General features: G+C 72.7%; 21 protein-coding genes. 16 read left to right on the plus strand and 5 right to left on the minus strand.

Annotated features, from left to right (window positions below):
• Nucleotides 1–7 precede the first annotated feature (7 nt).
• Genes ACFVST_RS11675 through ACFVST_RS11695 form a run of 5 tightly spaced genes read left to right on the plus strand, consistent with a single transcriptional unit; the run spans nt 8 to nt 4,610 of the window.
• Complete coding sequence (locus ACFVST_RS11675; RefSeq protein ID WP_390149332.1) at nt 8–1,642, plus strand: ATP-binding protein; 1,635 nt, start codon at nt 8–10, stop codon at nt 1,640–1,642.
• Nucleotides 1,639–2,046: a roadblock/LC7 domain-containing protein gene (locus ACFVST_RS11680; RefSeq protein WP_390149334.1), complete on the plus strand. Its 408-nt coding sequence runs from the start codon at nt 1,639–1,641 to the stop codon at nt 2,044–2,046. Before ACFVST_RS11675 ends, ACFVST_RS11680 begins: the two co-directional genes overlap by 4 nt.
• Nucleotides 2,043–2,429: a DUF742 domain-containing protein gene (locus ACFVST_RS11685; RefSeq protein WP_390149335.1), complete on the plus strand. Its 387-nt coding sequence runs from the start codon at nt 2,043–2,045 to the stop codon at nt 2,427–2,429. The genes ACFVST_RS11680 and ACFVST_RS11685 overlap by 4 nt, the downstream gene beginning before the upstream one ends.
• Nucleotides 2,410–3,024: an ATP/GTP-binding protein gene (locus tag ACFVST_RS11690; RefSeq protein ID WP_390149337.1), complete on the plus strand. Its 615-nt coding sequence runs from the start codon at nt 2,410–2,412 to the stop codon at nt 3,022–3,024. The genes ACFVST_RS11685 and ACFVST_RS11690 overlap by 20 nt, the downstream gene beginning before the upstream one ends.
• Before the next feature lie 56 nt (nt 3,025–3,080).
• Nucleotides 3,081–4,610 (plus strand): cytochrome P450, encoded by a 1,530-nt coding sequence (locus tag ACFVST_RS11695; RefSeq protein ID WP_390149339.1) that lies wholly within the window; start codon nt 3,081–3,083, stop codon nt 4,608–4,610.
• A 51-nt stretch (nt 4,611–4,661) separates the two neighbouring features.
• Here ACFVST_RS11695 and ACFVST_RS11700 read toward each other — a convergent pair whose 3' ends face one another.
• Nucleotides 4,662–5,624: a pseudouridine synthase gene (locus ACFVST_RS11700; RefSeq protein ID WP_390149340.1), complete on the minus strand. Its 963-nt coding sequence runs from the start codon at nt 5,622–5,624 to the stop codon at nt 4,662–4,664.
• A 113-nt stretch (nt 5,625–5,737) separates the two neighbouring features.
• Here ACFVST_RS11700 and ACFVST_RS11705 point away from each other — a divergent pair, with 113 nt between their 5' ends.
• Entirely contained in the window at nt 5,738–6,337 is a 600-nt protein-coding gene (locus ACFVST_RS11705; protein WP_390149342.1) for a GNAT family N-acetyltransferase, read from the plus strand.
• Between the two features lie 7 nt (nt 6,338–6,344).
• Here the strand turns inward: ACFVST_RS11705 and ACFVST_RS11710 are convergent, their stop codons facing one another.
• Together ACFVST_RS11710 and ACFVST_RS11715 are read right to left on the minus strand one after the other, a co-directional pair.
• Nucleotides 6,345–7,202 carry a siderophore-interacting protein gene (locus ACFVST_RS11710; RefSeq protein WP_390149344.1) on the minus strand — a complete coding sequence of 286 codons (858 nt, stop codon included), beginning with the start codon at nt 7,200–7,202 and terminating at the stop codon, nt 6,345–6,347.
• A gap of 124 nt (nt 7,203–7,326) precedes the next feature.
• Entirely contained in the window at nt 7,327–8,247 is a 921-nt protein-coding gene (locus ACFVST_RS11715) for a 5'-3' exonuclease H3TH domain-containing protein (RefSeq protein WP_390149481.1), read from the minus strand.
• Nucleotides 8,248–8,616: 369 nt separating this feature from the next.
• Between ACFVST_RS11715 and ACFVST_RS11720 the strand changes: the two genes are divergently transcribed.
• The 5 genes from ACFVST_RS11720 (at nt 8,617) to ACFVST_RS11740 (ending at nt 15,064) form a co-directional block, all read left to right on the plus strand.
• Nucleotides 8,617–9,783: a glycine betaine/L-proline ABC transporter ATP-binding protein gene (locus ACFVST_RS11720; RefSeq protein WP_390149346.1), complete on the plus strand. Its 1,167-nt coding sequence runs from the start codon at nt 8,617–8,619 to the stop codon at nt 9,781–9,783.
• Entirely contained in the window at nt 9,776–12,388 is a 2,613-nt protein-coding gene (locus tag ACFVST_RS11725; protein WP_390149348.1) for an ABC transporter permease/substrate binding protein, read from the plus strand. Before ACFVST_RS11720 ends, ACFVST_RS11725 begins: the two co-directional genes overlap by 8 nt.
• Nucleotides 12,389–12,670: 282 nt before the next feature.
• On the plus strand, nt 12,671–13,231 hold the full coding sequence (locus ACFVST_RS11730; protein WP_390149350.1) for a helix-turn-helix domain-containing protein: 561 nt from the start codon (nt 12,671–12,673) through the stop codon (nt 13,229–13,231).
• A gap of 68 nt (nt 13,232–13,299) precedes the next feature.
• The gene (locus tag ACFVST_RS11735) at nt 13,300–13,968 is read left to right on the plus strand and encodes a helical backbone metal receptor (RefSeq protein ID WP_390149483.1); all 669 of its coding nucleotides are present in this window, start codon (nt 13,300–13,302) and stop codon (nt 13,966–13,968) included.
• Nucleotides 13,969–14,083: 115 nt separating this feature from the next.
• Nucleotides 14,084–15,064, plus strand: coding sequence for an aminoglycoside phosphotransferase family protein (locus tag ACFVST_RS11740; RefSeq protein ID WP_390149352.1), 981 nt, complete (start codon nt 14,084–14,086; stop codon nt 15,062–15,064).
• On the opposite strand, the gene ACFVST_RS11745 is transcribed toward ACFVST_RS11740, so the two are convergent.
• Nucleotides 15,021–15,752, minus strand: a complete 732-nt coding sequence (locus ACFVST_RS11745) for a gamma-glutamyl-gamma-aminobutyrate hydrolase family protein (protein WP_390149354.1) — start codon at nt 15,750–15,752, stop codon at nt 15,021–15,023. The genes ACFVST_RS11740 and ACFVST_RS11745 overlap by 44 nt on opposite strands.
• 171 nt (nt 15,753–15,923) lie before the next feature.
• On the opposite strand from ACFVST_RS11745, the gene ACFVST_RS11750 reads away from it, so the two are divergent.
• The 5 genes from ACFVST_RS11750 (at nt 15,924) to ACFVST_RS11770 (ending at nt 22,055) form a co-directional block, all read left to right on the plus strand.
• A complete protein-coding gene (locus tag ACFVST_RS11750; RefSeq protein ID WP_390149356.1) occupies nt 15,924–17,288 on the plus strand; it encodes a glutamine synthetase family protein in 1,365 nt (454 codons plus the stop codon).
• A gap of 63 nt (nt 17,289–17,351) precedes the next feature.
• The gene (locus ACFVST_RS11755; RefSeq protein WP_390149358.1) at nt 17,352–18,749 is read left to right on the plus strand and encodes an aldehyde dehydrogenase family protein; all 1,398 of its coding nucleotides are present in this window, start codon (nt 17,352–17,354) and stop codon (nt 18,747–18,749) included.
• Nucleotides 18,746–19,543, plus strand: a complete 798-nt coding sequence (locus ACFVST_RS11760; protein ID WP_390149360.1) for a 3-oxoacyl-ACP reductase — start codon at nt 18,746–18,748, stop codon at nt 19,541–19,543. The genes ACFVST_RS11755 and ACFVST_RS11760 overlap by 4 nt, the downstream gene beginning before the upstream one ends.
• A 68-nt stretch (nt 19,544–19,611) precedes the next feature.
• A complete protein-coding gene (locus tag ACFVST_RS11765) occupies nt 19,612–20,895 on the plus strand; it encodes a haloacid dehalogenase-like hydrolase (RefSeq protein ID WP_390149361.1) in 1,284 nt (427 codons plus the stop codon).
• Between the two features lie 77 nt (nt 20,896–20,972).
• Entirely contained in the window at nt 20,973–22,055 is a 1,083-nt protein-coding gene (locus ACFVST_RS11770) for a DUF2510 domain-containing protein (RefSeq protein ID WP_390149485.1), read from the plus strand.
• Between the two features lie 51 nt (nt 22,056–22,106).
• Here ACFVST_RS11770 and ACFVST_RS11775 read toward each other — a convergent pair whose 3' ends face one another.
• On the minus strand, nt 22,107–23,339 hold the full coding sequence (locus tag ACFVST_RS11775) for an amino acid deaminase/aldolase (protein ID WP_390149362.1): 1,233 nt from the start codon (nt 23,337–23,339) through the stop codon (nt 22,107–22,109).
• Nucleotides 23,340–23,416 lie beyond the last annotated feature (77 nt).

Consider the following 23,416-nt stretch of genomic DNA (forward strand, 5'->3'; position numbering starts at 1 on the left):
GGCATACATGGTGAGTGTTCAACCGCCCCCCGGTGGCCGCGACGTCCCCTATCTGCGCGTGCTGCTGCTGCCCGCGCTGCTGATGGCGGCGGCCACCGGCGGAGCCGTCGCCCTGGTAGACCGGCCCGCGCGGACCGCCGTCGCGCTGTGCGGTGCCGTCGGCACCCTGCTGGTGGTCGCCGTCGCCGCCGAGGCCGTACGCCGCGGCCGCGCCCTGCGCGAGCTGCGCACCCACACCGGCCGCCAACTCGCCTTCCTGGAACGGCGTCTCGCCGCCCATGACGCCGAGACCCGGCACCTGGTCGACCAGTTGCTGCCCGACACCCTCTACCGGATGCGGCAGGGCGAGACGCCCGCCGAAGCCGTCCACGCGCTGGTCGACTCCGACCCCGCCCTGCGTGAACTCCCCGAAACGCCAAGGGCGTTGCTGCTCTCCGTACTGGACATCGTGGACCGGGAGAGCGAGATGAGGGAGGCCGCCCAGCGCGCCTTCGTCAACATCGCCCGCCGCGTCCAGGCCATCGTCCACCAACAGGCCGCCGACCTGCGGGAGATGGAGGACGACCACGGCCGCAACCCGGAGGTCTTCGACGACCTGCTCCGCATCGACCACGGCACCGCGCTGATCGGCCGCCTCGCCGACTCCATCGCGGTACTCGGCGGCGCCCGCCCCGGCCGCCAGTGGCCCCGCCCGGTGCCGCTGTACAGCGTGCTGCGCGGCGCCATGTCCCGCATCCTGGAGTACCAGCGCGTCGAACTGCACTCCATCGCCACCGTCGCCATCAAGGGCACCTCGGTGGAGCCACTCATCCACGCCTGCGCCGAACTCCTCGACAACGCCACCCGCTACTCGCCGCCGCACACCAAGGTGCATGTCACCGCGGTCGAGGTGCAGACCGGGATCGCCATCGAGATCGAGGACGGCGGCGTCAGCCTCAGCGAGGAGGCCAGGGCCCGCGCCGAGCGGATGCTCGCCCAGGCCCAGGCCGGTATCGACCTCAACGACCTGGGGGAGACCCCGCGCCTCGGCATGGCCGTGGTGGGCCGCCTCTCCCAGATGTACGACATGCAGGTGTCGCTGCGTCAGTCCGCCTACGGCGGGGTGCGGGCCGTGCTGGTCGTACCGCGGGACATGCTCACCACCGGGCCCGCCCCCGGACTCGCGCACGGTATCGGGGCCTCCGCGGTGCCCCGGGTGGACGAGACGGGGCAGCTCGTGGAGGCCACCCCGGGCCGCGCCAAGCTCCGCCGCCCCACCGGCCCCGTCCCCTCCCCGGCCCCGCCCACCGCACCCCTCAGCCCCGCGACCGCCATGGAGGACGAGGCACCGGTGGTCACCGAGTGGACGGCGAACGGCCTGCCGCAGCGCCGTAGCCGCGTCAAAGAACCCTTCAGCCACCGGATCGCCGAGGCCCACGCCGAACAGGCCGCCGCCAGACCGGCACCGCCCCAGCCCCGCCGCCCCGAGTCGCAGGACCCCGAACCGGGCCTGTGGGTCGAGGCGTTCATGAAGGGCGTCGGCGGTACCGGCGGCCAGGACACCGGCACCGATCCCACCTCCGGTGGCCACGGTGCAGCCAACGGCACGCCGCGGCGGGCCGATCAGAATGACATGTGGAACGACGGAGGACAGTCCCAGTGATCCAGCAGCGTGCCAACTTCGACTGGATGCTCAAGGAACTCGCCGACGGCGTCCCCGGTACCCGCCAGGTCGTGGTCCTCTCCGCCGACGGCCTGCGGATAGCGCGCCACGGCGGCGACCCGGACGCGGCCGACCGGATCGCCGCGGCGTGCGCCGGACTCCAGAGCCTGGCCAGCGCCGTCGCCACCGAGATCCCGGACAGCGACGGCCGGATGCGGATGGTCATCATCGAGGTCAGCGGCGGCTTCTTCTACCTGATGGCGGCCGGCGCCGGCGCCTATCTCGCGGTCCTCGCCGACGAGATCGTGGACGCCGGGCTGATGAGCAACCGTATGCGGGACCTGGTGGTGCGGATCGGTGCCCACCTCACCAGCCCGCCCCGGCGCGACGGGCACCCCGTATGACACCTCCCCGACGCGAACGCCGCACCCCCGAGCCCGGCTCGGGGGACACCCCCGGCAACCCGGAGCGCCTCTACGTCCTCACCGGTGGCCCGGACGGCAGCCGCCGCGCCCACCTCGACCTGGTCACCCTGGTCGTGGCCCGTGTCGACCCGCCGCCGCCCACCACCCAGCCGGAACAGGCCGCGTTACTGCGCCTGTGCCGCAACCCCCTGTCCGTGGCCGAGGTCTCGGCCTACCTCAACCTGCCGTTCAGCGTGGTGACCGTACTGCTGACCGAGCTGCTCACGGCCGAACTGGTGCAGGCGCGCGCGCCGATCGTCCGCTCCGCGCTCCCTGACCGTTCCCTTCTCGAAGCGGTGATGCATGGACTTTCAAGGCTCTGACACCCTCACGGGCCCCAGCAGCGAGGACGCGCTGCCGGACACCGCCCAGGCCGCGGTGAAGGTGGTGATCGTCGGCGGCTTCGGCGTGGGCAAGACCACCATGGTGGGCTCGGTCAGCGAGATCCGGCCGCTCACCACCGAGGAGACGATGACCCAGGCGGGCATCGGCGTCGACGACAACTACGGCTCCGAGACCAAGACCGCGACCACCGTCGCCATGGACTTCGGCCGGATCAGCATCACCGAGCAACTGGTGCTGTACCTCTTCGGCACCCCCGGCCAGGAACGCTTCTGGTTCCTCTGGAACGGCCTCTTCGAGGGGGCGCTCGGCGCGGTCGTCCTGGTCGACACCCGCCGTCTGGAAGTCAGCTTCGACGTCATCGGGCGGCTGGAGGAGCGCGGGGTGCCGTTCGTGGTCGCCGTCAACCACTTCCCGGACGCCCCGAGTTACCCGCTGGAGGAGCTGCGCGGCGCGCTCGACCTGCCGGCGCAGGTGCCCGTGATCAACTGCGACGCCCGGCACCGCGCCTCCAGCCGCGACGTCCTGATGACCCTGATGCGCTTTCTGCACTCCCTCTCCGCCACCCCCGCCTGACACGGCCCCACCCCCAGCCAACGGACCATCGGACCACCGGAATCCGGAGCGACGAAGTGACGACTCCCCCCTCCCACCCAGGTGCGGGCCACCCAGCGCCCCCGCCGGGCTGCCCCGCGCACGCCCACAGCCCCGGCGGACTGCGCCGCCTCTACGGGCCGGAAGCCGACGCCGACCTCTCCGGTCTGTACGAGAAGCTGCGCGCCGAACACGGCCCGGTGGCGCCCGTACTGCTCCATGAGGACGTGCCGGTGTGGGCGGTGCTCGGGCACAGCGAGAACATGCACATGGTCCGCACCCCGTCCCACTTCACCCGGGACACCCGCTACTGGCGGGCGGTGCAGGACGGCAGCGCGGGCCCCGGCCATCCGCTCGGCCCGGTCTTCACCTGGCAGCCGGTGTGCAGCTTCGCCGAGGGCGCCGAGCACCAGCGGCTGCGCGGCGCGGTCACCGCCGCCATGGCCACCATCGACCACCGCGGAATCCGCCGGCACATCAACCGCTACAGCCAGCGCCTGGTCAACGACATCTGCCAGGACGGCCGCGCCGACCTGGTCAGCCGCTTCGCCGAGCATCTGCCGATGATGGTGATGCTCCAGGTCCTCGGTATGCCCGAGGAGTACAGCGAGCGGATGGTGGGCGCCGCCCGCGACATGATCCGCGGCACCGAGACCGCCGTCAGCAGCAACCAGTACGTCATGGACGCGCTGATGCGGCTGGTGGTGCGGCGCAGGGCGCAGCCCGCGGAGGACTTCGCCAGCGCCCTCATCACCCATGGGTCGCGGCTCACCGACGACGAGGTGGCGCAGCATCTGCGGGTGGTGCTGATCGCCGCCTACGAGGCCACCGCCAACCTCATCGCCAACGTCCTGCGGATGGTCCTCACCGACCCCCGCTTCCGGGCCCAACTCAGCGGCGGGCAGATGACGGTGCCGGAGGCGGTGGAGCAATCCCTGTGGGACGAACCGCCGTTCAGCGCCATCCTCACCTATGTCGCCAAGCAGGACACCGAGTTGGGCGGCCAGCACATCCGGGCCGGGGACGGGCTGATGCTGGGCATGGCGCCGGGGAACGTCGACCCGGTGGTGCGCCCCGACCTCTCCGCCAACATGCAGGGCAACCGCTCGCATCTGGCGTTCAGCGGCGGCCCGCACGAGTGCCCGGGGCAGGACATCGGCCGGGCCATCGCCGACACCGGGGTGGACGCCCTGCTGATGCGGCTGCCGGACGTCCAACTCGCCGTGCCGGAGGAGGAGTTGCGCTGGACCGCGTCCATCCTCTCCCGGCACCTGGTGGAGCTGCCGGTGACCTTCGCCCCCAAGCCGCCCCAGGATGTGAGGGCCCGCCCCAGCGCCGGTACCGCGCGCCGCGTCGAGCCCGCCTGGCAGATCAGCACCCCGCGGCCCGCCGCCCACACCCCGGCCGCCGCGGTTCCCTCGCCCGCCGGGTCCGAGGCCGGTACGGGTCAGGGTGGCGAGCTGCCGCCCGAGGCGGTGCTGGCGACGGAGCCCGAGGTGACCGGCCAGGGAGGCGCCCCCTCTGGTGGCCCACTGGCGCGGTTGCTGCGGTGGTGGCGCGGGGAGTAACACCGGGGACGCGGGCCTGAGTTGGAGGCGGCCGGGGCGGCGGGGGATGGGTCAGACGGCCGGAGGTGGTGCGTCGGCGGACCAGCCCGCCGGGTCCGCCCAGGCCGCCAACTCCCGCCCGCTCTCGAAGCGGTGCTCCCGCCCCGTCACCGGGTCGGTGAACTCCAGTACGTGCGCGAGGAGTTGCAGCGGACGGCGGAACACCCCGGGCGGCTCGGGGTCGAGGACCTCCGGGTAGAGCGGGTCGCCGAGGATCGGCACCTCCAACGCGGCCAGATGCACCCGTAGTTGGTGGGTGCGCCCGGTCCTCGGCAGCAGCCGGTAGCTGCCGAGGCCGCCCCGGTGGTCCAGCAGTTCCACCCGCGTCTCCGCGTTGGGCTCGCCCGGCACCTCGCGGGCGGTCAGCACCCCGCGCTCCTTCACGATCCGGCTGCGCACCGTCCGCGGCAGCACCAGCCCCGCCCGGTACGGCGCCACCGCCCGGTACTCCTTGCGCACCCGCCGATCCCGGAACAGCCGCTGGTACGCGCCGCGTTCGGACGGCTCCACGGTGAACAGCACCAGGCCCGCGGTGAGCCGGTCCAGCCGGTGCGCGGCGCCCAGCTCCGGCAGGCCGAGTTCGCGGCGCAGCCGGGCCAGTGCCGTCTCGGCCACATGCCCGCCGCGCGGAGTGGTGGCCAGGAAGTGCGGCTTGTCCACCACCACCAGATGCTCGTCCCGGTACACCACCGGCAGCGGGAACGGCACCGGCACCTCCGGCGCCAACTCCCGGTGGAACCACACGTAGGCGCCCGGCCGGTACGGATCGCCGGAGCGCACCGCACTCCCGTCCTCGGTGACGAAGGCGCCGTCCCGCAGCATCGCGTCCACCACCGTGGGCCCCGGCGCCAGCCGCTCGGCGAGATGGTCCCGCACCGTGGCCCAGGGCCCCTCGACCGGCAGCCGCAGCCGCACCGGATCGACACCACCGCGCTGCGGCAGCGGAGCGGGCGGAACACGGCGCTTACGTCTCACGCGGGCCAGGGTACGGCGCGGGGCGCGGGCCAGGGTACGGCCTCCGCCGCCTCCCCGCCGAGCTGCGCGGAAACCGGCACCGGCGGCCGGAGGGCTGCGCCACCATCAGCCCCATGCCCTCCCTCATCGACGATGTCATCGGACCGGGCGGCCTCGGCGGCCGGGAGCAGCCTGAGCTGCCCGCCGGGGGCGGTCTGCTGCTGCGGCCGTGGCGGACGGAGGACGCGCCCGCCGTACACCGCGCCTTCCAGGACCCGCTGCTTGAGCGCTGGCACGCGCGCAGTTGCCGCTCCATCGCGGAGGCCGCGGAGTGGATCGGGCAGTGGCAGGCGGCGTGGCCGGGGGAGCAGGACGCGTTCTGGGCGGTGGCCGAGGCGGACAGCGGTGCGCTGCGCGGCCGGGTCGCCCTCCGCGGTATCCGACCGGAGGACGGCATCGCGGAGGTCGCCTACTGGACGGTGCCCGAGGCCCGCGGTACCGGCGTCGCCCCGCGCGCGGTACGGGCGCTGGCCTGCTGGGCGCTGGACGAAGTCGGCTTCCACCGGCTGGAGTTGACGCACGCCACCGGCAACGCCAGCTCCTGCCGGGTGGCCGGCAAGTGCGGGTTCGCCCTGGAGGGCGTCCAGCGCAGCGCCGCCCTGCACGCCGACGGCTGGCACGACACGCACCTCCACGCCCGTATCAGCACGGACCCGGCACCGCCCGCGGAGTAGGCACGACTCAAGCGGCTGCCGGTTCCTGCTCGGCCTCCACCCGGGCGTTCCAGTCGCGCTTGGAGGCCTGCCAGCCGTCCTCGTCATGGCCGAGGCGCCAGTAGCCGGAGATGGACAACTGCTCGCGTTCCAGGCCCAGTTCGACCCGGAGCAGTCGGCGCAGCTCCTTCACGCAGCCCGCCTCGCCGTGCACGAAGGCGTGCAGCCGACCGGTGGGGAACTCCAGGGCGCGCACCGTTGCCGTCAGCGCCTCGCCGACCGGGCGCTCCCCGCGGTGCAGCCACACCACCTCCGCGGCGGTGTCGATCTTCTGCTCCTCCTCGGGCCCCGCCACCTCGACGAAGGCGTACGCCCGCGCGCCGGACGGCAGGGACTCCAGGGCGGCGGCGATCGCGGGCAGCGCGCTCTCGTCCCCGGCGAGCAGATGCCAGTCCGCCTCGGGTGCGGGGGCGTAGGCGCCGCCGGGGCCCGTGAAGCGGATCTCCTCGCCGGGCCGGACGCCCGCGGCCCAGGGACCGGCCAGGCCCTGGTCGCCGTGGAGGACGAAGTCCAGGGTGAGCTCACCGGCCTCGGCGTCCCAGGCCCGCACCGTGTAGGTACGGGTCACCGGCCACTGGTCGCGGGGCAGTTCCTCCCGGACGCGGCCCAGGTCGAAGGGCTCCGGGTAGACGGCACCGGCCGGGGGGAAGAGCAGCTTCACATAGTGGTCGGTGTACTCGCCCGCGGTGAACGCGTCGAGGCCGGGGCCGCCCAGCACCACCCGCTGCATATGCGGGGTGAGCCGCTCGGTGCGCACCACCCGGGCCAGATGGGTGGGCCGGTCGCGCCGGGCCGGGCGGGCCGCGTCTGCCGGACGTTCTGCCATGGTGTCTCCCGCGGGTCGCTGCTGTACGGGGCGGGATGCGGCGGGCGCACCGTCCCGTACAAGCCCGTACAAGGTGCTTAGGCTTACCTAACTTAGCACCCCTGCGTATCACACCCGGCGCCGCTCACCCCGTCTGCCGCAGTGTGGTCAACAGCCGCTCCAGCGAGCCGCCGAGACCCCAGCGGGCGCCCAGCCGGGCCACCGCGTCCGGGTCCCGCGGCGCGGCCGGCAGCGCCGGGTCCACCGCGGGCAGCGGCACGTCGGAGGCGACGCGGACCACCTTGGGGGCGACCGCCAGATAGGGCCGGGCCTCGTCCAGGCGGCGGCGCTGCGCGGGGGTGAGCCGGGAGGCCGGGTCGTCCACCGCGGCCAGGATCCCGGCCAGGTCCCCGTACTGGTCGAGCAGCTTGGCGGCGGTCTTCTCGCCGACGCCGGGCACCCCGGGCAGCCCGTCGCTCGGGTCGCCGCGGAGCAGCGCCAGATCCGCGTAACCGGCGCCGTCCACACCGTACTTGGCGCGCAGCAGGGACTCGTCGGTGAGCTGGAGGGTGCCCACGCCCTTGACCGGGTAGAGCACCCGCACTCCGCGGGCGTCGTCCACGAGCTGGTAGAGGTCGCGGTCGCCGGTGACGATGTCGACGGGGCCGGTGGCCCGGTGGGTGAAGGTGCCGATGATGTCGTCTGCCTCGTATCCGGCGACGCCGACGCGGGCGATGCCCAGCGCGTCCAGGACCTCCTCGATGACCGGGACCTGCGGGGAGAGGGTGTCCGGCACCTCCTCGGTGTCGGGCTCGGCGCTGCTCGCCGGGGACTCCTCGGCGACCCGGTGGGCCTTGTAGGAGGGGATCAGCTCGACCCGCCAGGCCGGGCGCCAGTCGGCGTCCATACAGGCGACCAGGGCGCCGGGCCGGTGGTCGCGGACCAGGCGGTCGATGAACTCCAGCAGTCCGCGGACCGCGTTGACGGGGGTGCCGTCCGGGGCGCGTACGGACTCCGGGACGCCGAAGTAGGCGCGGAAGTAGAGGGATGCCGTGTCGAGCAGCATCAGGCGGGGAGTGCGGGTCGGCTCAGTCACGCTCTGCATTCTGTCGCAGCCCACTGACAACGGCCGGGCGGACGGCGGCGGGCGGGAGCAGTGGACAGCAGCCGACAGGAAGGGGCAGGAGGGACGGGAGGGGGCGGGATCGGACAAGAGCCGACAAGAGTGGAGAGCGGGCTATCAGTCATGGAGGAAATGTGAACTGGACCACTCTTGTGTTTGCTTCACCTAAGCCCGGGCAGGCGCGCACCTGGAGCGGACCAGGTCTCATTTTCAACAAATCAGCCCTGGCAGCCGGACCGAATCCGCACCGCTCCACGGCCCGCCGGCGGGGGAGGCGGGCCGTACTGGTTCGAGAGAAGTGGCGAGGTATACGTGTCCAGGCTTCAAGCAGAGCACCTGTTCATGGTGTTCGGGCGACGTCCCGAAGAGGCGGTGGCAAGGCTCAAGCAGGGAGCAGGCCGTGATCAGCTACGGGGCGAGGGCACGACCGCAGCGGTGATCGACGCTTCCTTCACGGTGGAGCCGGGCCAGATATTCGTGGTGATGGGCCTGTCCGGTTCGGGCAAGTCCACCCTGCTGCGGATGCTCAACGGCCTGCTCGAACCGACCTCGGGCCATGTCCGTTTCGACGGCGAGGACCTCACCGAGCTCGACCCGCGCGATCTGCGCGAGGTCCGTTCCAAGAAGATCAGCATGGTCTTCCAGCACTTCGCGCTCTTCCCGCACCGCAGCGTGCTGGACAACGCGGCCTACGGCCTTGAGGTCCAGGGCGTGCCCCGCGAGGAGCGCCTGAAGCGCGCCACCGAGGCACTGGAACTCGCGGGCCTCAAGGGCTGGGAGAAGTCCTGGCCGGACGAGCTGTCCGGCGGTATGCAGCAGCGCGTGGGCCTGGCCCGCGCCCTGGCCACCGACGCCGACCTGCTGCTGATGGACGAGTCGTTCAGCGCGCTCGACCCGCTGATCCGCCGCGATATGCAGGACCAACTCCTGGAACTGCAGAAGCGGTTGAAGAAGACCATCGTCTTCATCACCCACGACCTGAACGAGGCCATGCGCCTCGGCGACCAGATCGCCGTCATGCGCGACGGCGCCATCGTCCAGACCGGCACCGCCGAGGACATCCTGGTCACCCCGGCCAACGACTATGTGGCGTCCTTCACTCAGGACGTCGACCGCTCCCGGGTGCTGACCGCGGGCGCCATCATGGCCGACCCGGAGACGGCGATCGGCTCCACCACCGCGGACGGCAGATCGCTGCGCACCGCGCAGGACGTGATCGCCGCGGCCCCGGCCACCGTCGACGAGGACACTCCGATCATCGAACTCTTCACCCCCTGTTCCACCAGCAGCACCCCCGTCGCCGTGACCGGTGGCGACGGCGAGTTGGTGGGTGTGGTGCCGCGGGCCCGGCTGCTGGCCGTGCTCGGCGAGCCGATGACACCCGCGGACGAGGTCGCCGACGTCCCCGGCCTGGTCAAGACCGGGGACGAGAGCAACGGCAAGGGCGACGCCGAGGGCAAGGTGACCGCAGGTGCCTAGGTTCAAGTTCGGTGACTGGGTCGAGAACACCGTCGACTGGCTCCAGACACACCTCAGTTGGCTGTTCGACCTGGTGAAGTCCGTTCTGGACGGGATGTACGACGGGGTCAACACGGTCCTCGGCGGCGGTGAGCCGCTGCTGATGGCGGCCATCCTCGCCGTCATCGCCTTCTGGCTGCGCGGGCTGCTGCCCGGTGTGCTCACCTTTGTGGGCTTCGCGCTGATCGACTCCCTCGACCTGTGGGCCGAGGCGATGTCGACGCTGTCGCTGGTGATCGTCGCCGCGGTCATCACCGTGGTGATCGCGGTGCCGCTCGGTATCTGGGCGGCCCGCAACAGCCGGGTCAGCTCCACCGTGCGCCCGGTGCTGGACGTCATGCAGACCATGCCGGCGTTCGTGTACCTGATCCCCGGCGTGATGTTCTTCGGTGTCGGTGTCACCCCCGGCGTGATCGCCACCATCGTCTTCGCCATGCCGCCCGGGGTGCGCATGACGGAGCTGGGCATCCGCCAGGTCGACGGTGAACTCGTGGAAGCCGCCCAGGCGTTCGGCACCACCCCGCGCGACACCCTGACCCGGGTGCAGTTGCCGCTGGCGCTGCCCACCATCATGGCGGGCGTCAACCAGGTCATCATGCTGGCCCTGTCCATGGTCGTCATCGGCGGCATGGCCGGCGCCGGCGGCCTCGGCGAGAAGGTGTACGGCGCGATCACCCAGCTCCAGATCGGCCTCGCCGCCGAGAGCGGTGTCTCCGTCGTCATCCTCGCCATGTACCTGGACCGGATGACCGGCGCCCTCAACGAGCGGGTCTCCCCGCTGGGCCGCCGTGCCGCCGCCAAGGCCGCCGCGGCCGTTCAGCGCTTCCGCTTCGCGCACTACAAGCCGGGCACCGCCGTCGCCACCGTCGGTGTGGTCGTCCTCGCGGTCATCGCGGGCGGCCTCAACTGGGCGGAGAAGAGCGACGACGGGGGCACTCCGACCGCCGCCGCCAAGGTGGGCGAGGGCAAGACCATCAACATCGGCTACATGCCGTGGGACGAGGCCATCGCCACCTCCTACCTGTGGAAGGAGGTGCTGGAGCAGCGCGGCTACACGGTCAACGTCAAGCAACTCGACCCCGGCCCGCTGTACTCGGGTGTGGCCCGCGGCGACATCGACTTCCAGACCGACTCCTGGCTGCCGGTCACGCACAAGGACTACTACGGCAAGTACAAGGACAAGACGGACGACTACGGCGGCTGGTACGGGCCGACCTCGCTCGAACTGACGGTGCCGTCCTATGTGAAGGGCATCGACTCGCTGGCCGATCTCAAGGGCCAGGGCAAGAAGTTCGGCAACAAGATCGTCGGCATCGAGTCCAGCGCCGGCATGATGGCCATGCTCAAGAAGACCGTGCTCAAGGAGTACGGCCTGGAGGGCGAGTACAAGGTCGTCTCCTCCAGCACCTCCTCGATGCTGGCCGAGCTGACCCGCTCCATCAAGGCGAAGAAGCCGATCGTGGTGCCGCTCTGGTCGCCGCACTGGGTGTACGGCAAGTACGACCTGAAGAAGCTCAAGGACCCGAAGAAGGCCTGGGGCGAGGGCGAGCAGATCCACACCCTGGCGCACAAGGGCTTCGACAAGAAGGACCCGACGGCCGCCGGCTGGGTGAAGAAGTTCAAGCTGGAGGAGCAGCAGCTCACCAGCCTGGAGAACACCATCCGCGCCGCGGGCGAGAGCCACGAGCAGGACGGTGTCCGCGACTGGCTGAAGAAGAACCCGGGCATGGTCGACAAGATGGCCCCGGTAGCCGCCAAGGACACCGCCGACAAGAGCCAGACCGTGAACATGGGCTACTTCCCGTGGGACGAGGCCATCGCCTCCACCTACCTGTGGGAGAACATCCTGGAGGACCGCGGCTACAAGACGAAGGTGCAGCAGCTCGACCCGGGCCCGCTGTACACCTCGCTGGCCCGCGGTGACGTCGACTTCCAGACCGACGCCTGGCTACCGATCACGCACAAGGACTACTGGAACCGGTACAAGAAGGACCTCACCGATGTGGGGGCCTGGTACGGGCCGACGTCCCTGGAACTGACGGTGCCGTCGTATGTGAAGGGCGTCGACTCGCTGGCCGATCTCAAGGGCCAGGGCAAGAAGTTCAACGGGAAGATCATCGGCATCGAGGCCAGCGCCGGCATGATGGGCACCCTCAACAAGAACGTGCTCAAGGCCTACGGCCTGGAGGGCGAGTACAAGGTCGTCTCCTCCAGCACCTCCTCGATGCTGGCCGAGCTGAACCGCTCCATCAAGAAGCGCGAGCCGGTCGTGGTCACCCTCTGGTCGCCGCACTGGGCGTACGGCAAGTACGACCTGAAGAAGCTCAAGGACCCGAAGAAGGCCTGGGGCGAGGGCGAGCAGTTGCACACCGTGACGCACAAGGGCTTCGACAAGAAGTTCCCGGAGATCAACGGCTGGTTGAAGAACTTCAAGATGAGCGAGAAGGACCTCGCCTCGCTGGAGGTCGCCATCCAGCAGGGCGGCTCCGGCAAGGAGAAGGCCTCCGCGCGCAAGTGGCTCGACGACCACCCGGGCATCGAGGACAAGCTCGCCCCCACGGGGTGACGGTCCGCTCCCGGCTCCGGCCGTGAACCACTGAAACCGGAAAGGGTGGGCCCCGCTGCGGCGGGACCCACCCTTCGCCGTACCGCGGCGGGCGTGGGTCCGCGCCCGGCCCGGTGGGTACCCGGGGCGTGTCCGGAAGGATTCGGGGCGCGGTTTACTTGTGACAGGACCATGCAGCGTCGCTCGCGGGGTGAAACCGTCTGCCGGACCTGCGTAGGGTGCAGACAACTCCACACGGGCCGCAGTACGGCCGGGGGACGGGCACGGAAGGGAGCCGGGGCCATGGACGACAAGGACACGCCGCGGGTGGGCGCCGCCGTGCGGCGCAGGCGCCGCGCACTGGAGCTCACGCTCGCCGTGGTCGCCGAACGCAGCGGCCTCTCCGTGCCCTTCCTCAGCCAGGTCGAGAACGAGCGGGCCCGCCCCAGTACGCGTTCCCTGGAGCGGGTCGCCGACGCCCTCGGCACCACCGCCGTGGAACTGCTCGCCGCCGGCGATCCGGCCCGCAGTGTCGAACTGGTCCGCGCCGACGACGACCAGGGCCTTCCCCAGGGCACCCTGGTCCGGCAACTGGTGCGGGGCCACCACCAGTTGCACGCCATGGAGTTCGTCGGCGACCACGACGCGGGCCGCGAGTTCCAGCACCGCAACGACGAACTCCTCTACGTCGCCGAGGGCGTTGCCGAGGTGGAGGCCGAGGGCCGCGCCTACAAACTGGGCCGCGGCGACTCGCTGTATCTGACCGGTGGCGTACGGCACCGGTGGCGGGCCGCGGAGCCGCTGACCCGGGTCATCGTGGTGGCCCTCGCCGACCACATCGAGGCCGTCGAGGACCGGCCGTGACCGCCGCCCCGGCGCCGCCCCGGGTCGTCTCCCTGGTGCCCTCGCTGACCGAGGCGGTCGCCGCCACCATGCCCGGTGCGCTGATCGCCGCCACCGACTGGTGCACCCACCCCCGGGACGCCGCCCCGCACCGCGTCGGCGGCACCAAGAACCCGGACCTGGACCGCGTCCTCGCCCTCGCGCCCGATCTGGTCGTCGCCAACGAGGAGGAGAACCGGCCGGCCGACCTGGACGCGCTGCGCACCGCCGGCCTCACCGTGCTCTGCACCGAAGTACGCACCGTGGCCCAGGCGTTCACCGAACTGGAGCGGATGCTCACCGCCTGCGGCGCCCCCGCCCGGCCCCGCTGGCTGGACACCGCCGAGGACATCTGGGACCGGCTCCCCGTACCCACGCACCGCACCACCGCCGTGGTCCCGATCTGGCGGCGTCCCTGGATGGTCCTCGGCCGGGACACCTTCGCCGGTGACGTCCTCGCCCGCCTCGGCGTCGACAACGTCTACGCCGACCACCCCGAGCGCTACCCCCGCACCCCCCTCGACACCCTGCGCCCGGCCGGTATCGCCGTCCTCCCCGACGAGCCGTACCGCTTCACCGCCGAGGACGGGCCGGAGGCGCTGCCGATGCCCTGTGCCCTGGTCAGCGGCCGCCACCTCACCTGGTACGGGCCCTCCCTCACCGAGGCGCCCGCGGTACTCGGCGCCGCTCTGCGCGCGCTCACCCCCGCGGCCGGCTGAGTCCCGCCGCCGCATCCGCAGTCACCGCAGGTCACCGCCGCCGCACCGGCCGTGGGCGGTATCGCGGGCAGTAGACCGAGTGGCGGGTGCGGCGGTCCGCGGTCACGATGCTGCTATGCCTCCCTTTCCCTCCGCAGCACCTCCCGCGAGCGGTGTGCGCACCCCGTGGGAAAGGCTCCCGGTCCACGTCCGTGACGGTGTCGCGGAGATCCTGGGCGCCCCGGTCGCCACCGCCACCACCCAGCGCGGCGGCTTCTCCCCGGGGCTCGCCGCCCGGGTGGGCACCGCGGACGGGCGCCGCGCCTTCGTGAAGGCCGTCAGTGCCGAAGCCGGACCCCTCGGCCCCGGACTGCACCGCACCGAGGCCCGGCACACCGCCGCCCTCCCGCCCGACACCCCCGCCCCCCGCCTCCTCGGCACCTACGACGACGGTGTCTGGGTCGCCCTCGTCTTCGAGGACATCCCCGGCATCCAGCCCCATGTGCCGTGGCGGGACGACGAGTTGGGACGGGTGCTCACCGCCGTCCACGGGCTGTCGGACCGGCTCACCCCGTCCCCCTTCGACGCCCCGTCGGTCACCGACCGGCACCGGGACACCTTCCGCGGCTGGGAGCATCTGATGGCCGCGGGCGGCACCCACGGCCTGGACCCGTGGGCCGCCCACCACCTGCCGCAGCTCGCCCGCCTCAGCGAGGACTGGGCCGAGCACGCCGCGGGACACACCCTCACCCACGGCGACCTGCGGGCCGACAACGTCCTGCTCACCGCGGACGACCGGGTCGTCTTCGTGGACTGGCCGCACGCCTGCGTCGCCGCCCCCTGGTTCGACCTGCTGCTGATGCTGCCGTGCGTACGCGCCCAGGGCGGGCCCGATCCGCAGCGCGTCTTCACCGAGCACCCCCTCGGCCGGGACGCGGACCCGGAGGGCGTCACCTCGGTACTGGCCGCGCTCGCCGGGCGCTTCGTACACTTGTCCCGCCGTCCGCCGCCCGCGGGCCGGCCCACGGTGCGGGCCTTCCAGCACGCCCAGGGCGTCGCCGCCCTCCGCTGGCTCAGGTCCCGGCTGGCGAAGCGGCCCGTACGAGGGCTTGCATGACGCGCACGTCCGAGTCCATCTCCGGGTGCCACTGCACGCCCAACACCCAGTGCGCGCCCGGGAGTTCCACCGCCTCCACGGTGCCGTCCACGGCGTGCGCGGAGGGCCGCAGACCGGTGCCGAGCCGGTCCAGCGCCTGGTGGTGGTAGGTCGGCACCGAGGTCTCCTCCGGCACCAGCGCCCCGTAGCGGGTGCCCGGCACCGGGCGCACCGGATGCCGTCCGAAGACACCCCTGGGGCCGGAGTGCCCCGGCAGGTGCTGCACCAGGGTGCCGCCGAGGGCCACATTGAGCAGTTGCATCCCGCGGCACACGCCCAGCAGCGGCAGGCCCGTGTCCAGCGCCGCCCCGATCAGGGCCAGCTCCCAGGCATCCCGGGCCGCGGCCGGCGGGCCGGTACGGGGATCGCGGTCGGCGCCGTACCGGGCCGGGTCGACGTCCGGGCCGCCCGCCACCACCAGCGCGTCCAGCCCGGCCACCGCGGCACCCGCCAGCGCCGGATCGTCCGGCGGCAGCAGCACCGCCAGACCGCCCGCCACCCGCACCAGCCGCGGATAGCCGGCGGGCAGCAGCACCGCGGGCAGCTCCCACACACCCCAGGCCGCCCGCTCCTCCAGATAGGTGCTCACCCCGACCAGCGGGACCTGCGCACCCGGCCCGAGCCGCGGGTCCGGCGATCCGCCCGCCATCCGCGCCTCCCTTCGCCGCGCCGCCCCCGCCCCGTACCCTCCCCGCCGCGCCCCGCACCCGCAAGCCCGCCTCCGCGCCCGCCGCCCGGCTCCGCCATCCGGAGGTGCCACCTTCCCAACCCGACGCGGGCGCCCCTACCTTGAAGTCCCGGTCGAACCCAGGAGGGCCCCGTGGCTGTGCGCACCCCACCGCTGACCGTCGAGCAACTCAAGGCCCGGGTCACCGCGGGCGAGATCGACACCGTGGTGCTGGCCTTCCCCGACATGCAGGGCAGACTCCAGGGCAAGCGCTTCGCCGCCCGCCACTTCCTCGACGAGGTACTCGCCCACGGCACCGAGGGCTGCGCCTACCTCCTCACCGTCGACACCGAGATGAACACCGTCGACGGCTACCCCATGGCCTCCTGGGACAACGGCTACGGCGACTTCGCCCTCCACCCCGACCCGGCCACCCTGCGCCCCGTCCCCTGGCACGAGGGCACCGCACTCCTCCTCGCCGACCTGGCCTGGGCGGACGGCGCGCCCGTCACCGCCGCGCCCCGCCAGATCCTCCGCCGCCAGCTCGAACGCCTCGCCGCCCGCGGCTACACCGCCCAGGTCGGCACCGAGCTGGAGTTCATCGTCTTCAAGGACACCTATGAACAGGCCTGGGACGCCGACTACCGGGGCCTGACCCCCGCCAACCAGTACAACGTGGACTACTCGGTCCTCGGCACCGGCCGGGTCGAGCCCCTGCTGCGGAGCATCCGCAACGGGATGGCCGGCGCCGGGCTCACCGTGGAGTCCGCCAAGGGCGAGTGCAACCCCGGCCAGCACGAGATCGTCTTCCGCTACGACGAGGCGCTCACCACCTGCGACCAGCACGCCGTGTACAAGACCGGAGCCAAGGAGATCGCCGCCCAGCAGGGCATGGCCCTCACCTTCATGGCCAAGTACGACGAGCGCGAGGGCAACTCCTGCCATATCCACCTCTCCCTCGCCCACCCCGACGGCAGCAGCGCCATGCCGGGCGACGGGCCGTACGGAATGTCCCCGCTGATGCGGCACTTCCTCGCCGGACAGCTCGCCGCCCTACGGGACTTCGCCCTCCTCCACGCCCCCGGCATCAACTCCTACAAGCGCTTCCGCCCCGGCTCCTTCGCACCCACCGCCGTCGCCTGGGGCCTGGACAACCGCACCTGCGCCCTGCGCGTCGTCGGCCACGGCCCCGCCCTGCGCCTGGAGAACCGGCTCCCCGGCGGCGACGTCAACCCGTATCTGGCGGTCGCCGGGATGGTCGCCGCCGGGCTCCACGGCATCGACCAGGAACTCCAACTCCCCGAACCCTGCCCGGGGAACGCCTACACCGCCGAGTACCCGCATGTCCCCACCACGCTCCGGGAGGCCGCCGAGCTGTGGGAGACCAGCGAACTCGCCAAGGCCGCCTTCGGCAGCGAGGTGGTCGACCACTACCGCACCATGGCCCGCGTCGAACTCGACGCCTACGACACCGCCGTCACCGACTGGGAACGCCGCCGCTCCTTCGAACGCATCTGACACCCCGGCACCTCCGTGCACACCCGTGAGCCCGCTCCGCCGCACCCCTCGGAAAGGCCGCCCGTGTCCGAACAGCCCCCGCCCGCAAGCGAGTTGCAGCACCAGGTGCTCAACCCCGCCACCGAGGAACCGCTCGCCACCGTGCCCGCCACCGCGCCCCGGCAGGTGGACGAGGCGGTGGTCCGGGCGGCCGCCGCGCAGACCCGGTGGGCCGCACTCGCCCCCGGCGACCGGGCCCGCCTGCTGCGCCGCTTCGCCACCACCGTCGACGCCCACCGGGAGGAACTGGCCCGGCTGGAGGTCGCCGAGGCCGGACACCTGATCGGCGGCGCCCGCTGGGAGGCCGGCAACGTCCGCGACCTCCTCGACTACGCCGCCGGGGGAGTGGAGCGCCTCACCGGCCGGCAGATCCCCGTCGCCGGCGGCCTCGACGTCACCCTGCTGGAACCCCTCGGCGTGGTCGGCGTCATCGCCCCCTGGAACTTCCCGATGCCGATCGCCGCCTGGGCCACCGCGCCCGCCCTCGCCGCCGGCAACGCCGTACTGCTGAAACCCGCCGAGACCACCCCGCTCACCGCGCTGCGGCTGGCCCGGCTGGCGCTGGACGCGGGGCTGCCGGAGGACCTCTTCCAGGTGCTGCCGGGCGCCGGGCGGGTCACCGGCCGGGCGCTGGTGGACCACCCCGGCGTCGCCAAGATCGTCTTCACCGGTTCCGCCGCCACCGGCCGCGAGGTCATGGCCCGCTGCGCCCGCCACGTCAAGCGCCTCACCCTGGAACTCGGCGGCAAGAGCCCCAACATCGTCTTCGCCGACGCCGACCTCGAACAGGCCGCCGCCACCGCCCCCATGGCCTTCCTCGACAACGCCGGGCAGGACTGCTGCGCCCGCACCCGCATCCTCGTCCAACGCCCGGTGTACGAACGCTTCCTGGCCCTGCTGGCACCCGCCGTGGAGGCCGTCACCGTCGGCGACCCGGCCGACGAGGCCACCGCCATGGGCCCGCTGATCTCCGCCCGGCAACTCGCCCGCGTCCGCTCCTACGTCCCCGAGGGCGCCCCCGCGATCCGCGGCAAGGCCCCCGAGGGAGCCGGCTTCTGGTTCCCGCCGACCGTCCTCACCGGCACCGATCCCACCGCCCCCGTCGCCGTCGAGGAGGTCTTCGGCCCGGTCGCCGTCGTGCTGCCCTTCGACGACGAGGAGGACGCGGTACGGCTCGCCAACGCCACCGAGCACGGACTCGCCGGCTCCCTCTGGACCCGCGACGTGGGCCGGGCGCTGCGCGTCTCGGCAGCCGTCCGGGCCGGCAACCTCTCCGTCAACTCCCATGCCGGTGTGCGGTACTGGACCCCCTTCGGCGGCTACAAGCAGTCCGGGCTCGGCCGCGAACTCGGCCCCGACGCCCTCGCCGCCTTCACCGAGACCAAGAACGTCTTCATCAGTACGGAGGACCGAGCCCAGTGACCGAGCACCCCGCACCCGCCCCGGCCGTCTGCCGCCGCCTGGTGGACCGCACCGCCGTCGTCACCGGCGCCGGCAGCGGCATCGGACTCGCCGCCGCCCGCCGCCTCGCCACCGAGGGCGCCCATGTGGTGTGCGCCGACATCGACGCCACCGCGGGCCGGGCCGCCGCCGACACCGTGGGCGGCACCTTCGTCCACGCCGATGTCACCGACCCGGACCAGGTCGACGCCCTCTTCGCCACCGCCGACGCCGTCCGCGGTGGTATCGACATCGCCTTCAACAACGCCGGGATCTCCCCGCCCGAGGACGACTCCATCCTGGACACCGGCCTGGACGCCTGGCGCCGCGTCCAGGAGGTCAACCTCACCTCCGTCTACCTCTGCTGCAAGGCCGTACTGCCGTACATGCGCCGCCGGCGGCGCGGGTCCATCATCAACACCGCCTCCTTCGTCGCCGTGATGGGCGCCGCCACCTCCCAGATCTCCTACACCGCGTCCAAGGGCGGAGTGCTCGCCATGTCGCGGGAGCTGGGGGTGCAGTTCGCCCGGGAGGGCATCCGGGTCAACGCGCTGTGCCCCGGGCCGGTCAACACCCCACTGCTGCAAGAGCTGTTCGCCGCCGACCCGGAGCGCGCCGCCCGCCGGCTGGTGCACATCCCGGCCGGGCGGTTCGCCGAGGCGGAGGAGATCGCCGCCGCCGTCGCCTTCCTCGCCAGCGACGACTCCTCCTTCGTCAACGCCACCGAGTTCCTGGTCGACGGGGGGATCGCCGGCGCCTACGTCACCCCGCGGTGAGCGCGGGCGGAAACCGATCCGGCGTTTGTCCTGCCCCCGGGACCCGAACTCCGGTACGGTCCGCGCCCATGCGTATCCGATCCGTGCTCGCACTGAGCCTCGCCGCGGCCGCCACCCTCGCCGCCCCCGTGCCCGCCACCGCAGCCACCTCCGCGAACCCGGCCCCCTCCGCACACTGCCCCCAGCTCTCCAAGGACCTGCCCTGGTACGGCGCCAACCGGGCCCGGCTCCAGCAGGTCATCGACGCCCGCGGAAGCTGCGCCAATCCGCACCTCGGCCGAGGTCAGCGCCCCGTCGCCGCCTTCGACTGGGACAACACCGTCACCAAGAACGACATCACCGACGCCACCCTGTCCTGGGCCCTCGCCCACGACAAGATCCTCCGGCCCAAGAGCTGGCGCGACACCAGCAAGTGGCTCACCGAGGAAGCCGACCGCGCCCTCACCAGCGCCTGCGGCACCTCCGTACCCGTCGGCTCGCCCCTGCCCACCTCCACCAACACCCGCTGCACCGACGAGATCTGGGAGATGCGCGAGAAGGGCAGCCTGATGAACGGGCACCCCGGCTTCGCGGGCGACTGGAACCACCGCCGCACGGTCCCCCAGTACGCCTGGGTGCCGCAGCTCTTCACCGGGCGCACCGTCGCCGAGCTGAGCGAGTACGCCGAGCGGGCCAGAGCGGAGGCGCTCGCCGCGCCCGCCGGCTCCACCCGCACCGTCGGCACCCACACCATCCCCGGCTACGCCCGCTACTACCCGCAGCAGCGCGACCTGATCCGCACCCTGCAACGCGCCGGATTCGAGGTGTACATCGTCTCGGCCGGCTCCGAACCCGTCACCGAGGTGTGGTCCCGCGGAGTCGGCATCGACGCCGACCACACCATCGCCATCCGCTCCCTCACCGACCGCCGCGGCCGCATCACCCCCTGGTCCGAGGGCTGCGGCGGCACCCGTCCCAGCATGGGCGAGGAGATCCCGTACATCGACGGCAAGCGCTGCTGGATCAACCAGGACATCTACCGCGTCCGCGGCAAGGCGGCCTGGAAGCAGCAGCCCGCGCCACGGCGGATCGCCGTCGGCGGCGGTGACGCGGACACCGATGTCACCTTCGTCGCCGACGCCACCGGCGCCCACCTCGTCCTCAACCGCAACAAGGACGAGATCATGTGCCGCGCCTACGACGACGAGGACGGCCGCTGGCTGGTGAACCCGATGTTCATCGAGCCGCTGCCGCGCCGCACCGCGCCCTACCCCTGCTCCACCGCGGGCGACAACCTGCCCGGCGGAGGCAAGGGCCCGCTGCACCGCGCGGACGGCAGCGTCGTCCCCGACCAGCAGGACACCGCGTTCTGATCCACGTCCGCCGATCCGGGGGTGCGGAGCCCGCCGCACCCCCGCCGGACCGCAGGCTCTAGAGTGCCGGGATGAGCATGACACCCCCGCCTGGCTGGTACCCGGAGCCGCACACCCCCACCGGTGAGCGCTGGTGGGACGGGAACGCCTGGACCGAGCAACGCCGCGCCTCCGGATCCACCGAGCCCGCCGGGGGAGCCGCGCCGCAGGCGCCGGACGGAGCCCAACAGCCGGGCGGGGCAGGCCAGTTCGGGCCGCCCTCGGGTGACTCGGGCCAGTTCGGGCCGCCGTCCCCGCCGGACGGTCCCGGCGGGTTCGGGCCGCCGTCCCCGCCGGGTGGGCAGGGCAGTTTCGGCCCGCCCACCCCCGTACCGCCGGGCCGGCCGCCGGGTGGGGGGCGGAACAAGGTGATCGCGCTGGTGGTGGCCGCGGTGGTGCTGGTGGCCGCGGCCATCACCGGGGTCGTGGTGTTCGGCGGTGACGACGACCCGGAGGCCGGTCCCGACCCCTCGCCCACCGCCACCAAGGACGACAAGCCGGACCCGGTCGACAGCCCCACCGTGTCCGCCTCGCCCTCGGCCTCGGACGACCCCTCCACCGCGGTGGACCCCCTCAACGGCCTCGTGTTCAAGCTCCCCAAGGGCTGGGAGAAACCGGACAGCCTCTCCGACGACACCCTCAAGATGGCCTACGGCGACACCTACGACTGCCCCGGCAAGGGCCTGCTCTGCCGCCACGGCAAGGTGCACTCCACCACCGTCAGCTCCACCGACGAGAAGTCCCCCAAGGCCCTCGCCAGCAAGGACATCTCCGAGAACGCCAAACTCGCGTATGACGAGGACGAGTTGGGGGACCAGCCCTACGGCGGCATGAAGAGCCACCTGAAGGTCGACGAGGGCGCCATCGCGGTGGCCGGCCGCAGCGGCTACTACGTGCGCTGGAAGGTCGTCACCGAGGTCGGCCCCGGCGGCTATGTCCAGTCCATCGCCTTCCCGTCCAGCGTCGGCTCGGAGTCCCTGGTCATGCTGCGGCTGGTCTTCGACGAGGGCAAGGACGGGCCGCCGCTCTCCGACATGGACAAGATCGTCAAGGACCTCCGCTCCACCGCGGACAACGGCTCCGGCGGCGCGGGCAGCGATGTGAGCCCCACCGGCACCTGACCCGAACCACCGCCGGGCGGCGGTGACTTGACGGCGGGGGACGCAGCGGAATCAGAGGAAGGTGAGCCCCTCGCCGCGGTAGGTCGGCACCGTGTCCACCACCGCGTCGCCCTCGATCAGATGCAGCCGGTCGAACCGCTCGCACAGCTCCCCGGCCTTCGCGTGCCGGAACCACACCCTGTCCCCGATCAGCAGATCGTCCGCGGCCGGACCGAGCAGCGGCGTCTGCACCTCGCCCGGCCCCTCCTGCCGGTCGTAGCCGAGCCCCTCCGGCAGATACGGCACCGGCAGCCGGTCCCGGCCCGCCACCCCCGACGCGGGATACCCGCCGCCGAGCACCGTCACCACCCCCACCCCGGGCCGGCGCACCACCGGCTGGGCGAAGAGGGCCGCCGGACTACCGCTGAACGAGCGGTAGTTGTCGAAGAGATGCGGCACATACAGCCCGGACCCGGCCGCCACCTCCGTCACCGCCGCCTCCGCCGCGGTCCGCTGCACACTGCCGGTGCCGCCGCCGTTCACGAACTCCAACTCCCCGGCGACCGCCCGCACCGCCCGCACCGCCTCCGCTCGCCGCACCGCCAACTCCCGCCGGGCCGCCGCCTGCATCAGCCGCACCGCCCCCGAGTGCAGCGGCCGACCCGCCACCCGGTCACCCACGCCCGCCACATGCCCCTCGTACGCCATCAGACCCACCAGCCGGAAACCGGGCCTGCGCACCACCGCACGGGCCGCCTCCGCCAGCGCAGCCGGGGAGTGCAGCGGCGAACGCAGCGCGCCCACCCGCAGCCGGCCGCCCAACAGCCGTAGTGAGGTGTCCAGTTCGAGGCAGACGCGCACCTCCGCCCGGCCGCCGTCGCGCGCCTCGTCCACCAGCCGCAGTTGCGCCGGGTCGTCCACCAGTACCGTCACCGCCGCCGCCAGCTTCGGATCACCCGTCAGCTCGGCGAACCCGGCCCGGTCCGCCGAGGGATACGCCAGCAGCACATCCCCGAACCCGGATCGCGCCAGCCACAGCGCCTCGGCCAGGGTGAACGCCATCACGCCACAGAAGCCGTCCCGCGCCAGCACCCGTTCCAGCAGCGCCCGGCAGCGCACCGACTTGCTCGCCACCCGGATCGGCTTCCCGCCGGCCCGGCGCACCAGATCGTCCGCGTTCGCGTCGAAGGCGTCCAGATCGACGACCGCCAGCGGCGCCTGAAGCCCCGCGGTCGCCCGCTCCAACCGGGCCCTGCTGAGGGGAAGCCGGGGGCGGGCGGTGGTGCGGGGCGCTCGGGCTGTCATGCCGAAAGCCTGCCAGAACGCTGCTACCGGGGGTAGGTCCGATGGCCCGCCGGAGGGCGACATAGGGAGGTAAAGGG

This window comes from Streptomyces sp. NPDC058045 (assembly GCF_042885635.1).
Lineage (GTDB): Bacteria > Actinomycetota > Actinomycetes > Streptomycetales > Streptomycetaceae > Streptomyces.

What these genes read in the sequence shown, in the direction of transcription:
- ACFVST_RS11730 (WP_390149350.1), top strand. Translation starts at nt 12,671, where the DNA reads ATGGACGACAAGGACACGCCGCGGGTGGGCGCCGCCGTGCGGCGCAGG.
- ACFVST_RS11775 (WP_390149362.1), bottom strand. Translation starts at nt 23,339, where the DNA reads ATGACAGCCCGAGCGCCCCGCACCACCGCCCGCCCCCGGCTTCCCCTC.
- ACFVST_RS11710 (WP_390149344.1), bottom strand. Translation starts at nt 7,202, where the DNA reads ATGGCAGAACGTCCGGCAGACGCGGCCCGCCCGGCCCGGCGCGACCGG.
- ACFVST_RS11740 (WP_390149352.1), top strand. Translation starts at nt 14,084, where the DNA reads ATGCCTCCCTTTCCCTCCGCAGCACCTCCCGCGAGCGGTGTGCGCACC.
- ACFVST_RS11745 (WP_390149354.1), bottom strand. Translation starts at nt 15,752, where the DNA reads ATGGCGGGCGGATCGCCGGACCCGCGGCTCGGGCCGGGTGCGCAGGTC.
- ACFVST_RS11675 (WP_390149332.1), top strand. Translation starts at nt 8, where the DNA reads ATGGTGAGTGTTCAACCGCCCCCCGGTGGCCGCGACGTCCCCTATCTG.
- ACFVST_RS11690 (WP_390149337.1), top strand. Translation starts at nt 2,410, where the DNA reads ATGGACTTTCAAGGCTCTGACACCCTCACGGGCCCCAGCAGCGAGGAC.
- ACFVST_RS11705 (WP_390149342.1), top strand. Translation starts at nt 5,738, where the DNA reads ATGCCCTCCCTCATCGACGATGTCATCGGACCGGGCGGCCTCGGCGGC.
- ACFVST_RS11735 (WP_390149483.1), top strand. Translation starts at nt 13,300, where the DNA reads ATGCCCGGTGCGCTGATCGCCGCCACCGACTGGTGCACCCACCCCCGG.
- ACFVST_RS11765 (WP_390149361.1), top strand. Translation starts at nt 19,612, where the DNA reads ATGCGTATCCGATCCGTGCTCGCACTGAGCCTCGCCGCGGCCGCCACC.
- ACFVST_RS11715 (WP_390149481.1), bottom strand. Translation starts at nt 8,247, where the DNA reads ATGCTGCTCGACACGGCATCCCTCTACTTCCGCGCCTACTTCGGCGTC.
- ACFVST_RS11685 (WP_390149335.1), top strand. Translation starts at nt 2,043, where the DNA reads ATGACACCTCCCCGACGCGAACGCCGCACCCCCGAGCCCGGCTCGGGG.
- ACFVST_RS11770 (WP_390149485.1), top strand. Translation starts at nt 20,973, where the DNA reads ATGACACCCCCGCCTGGCTGGTACCCGGAGCCGCACACCCCCACCGGT.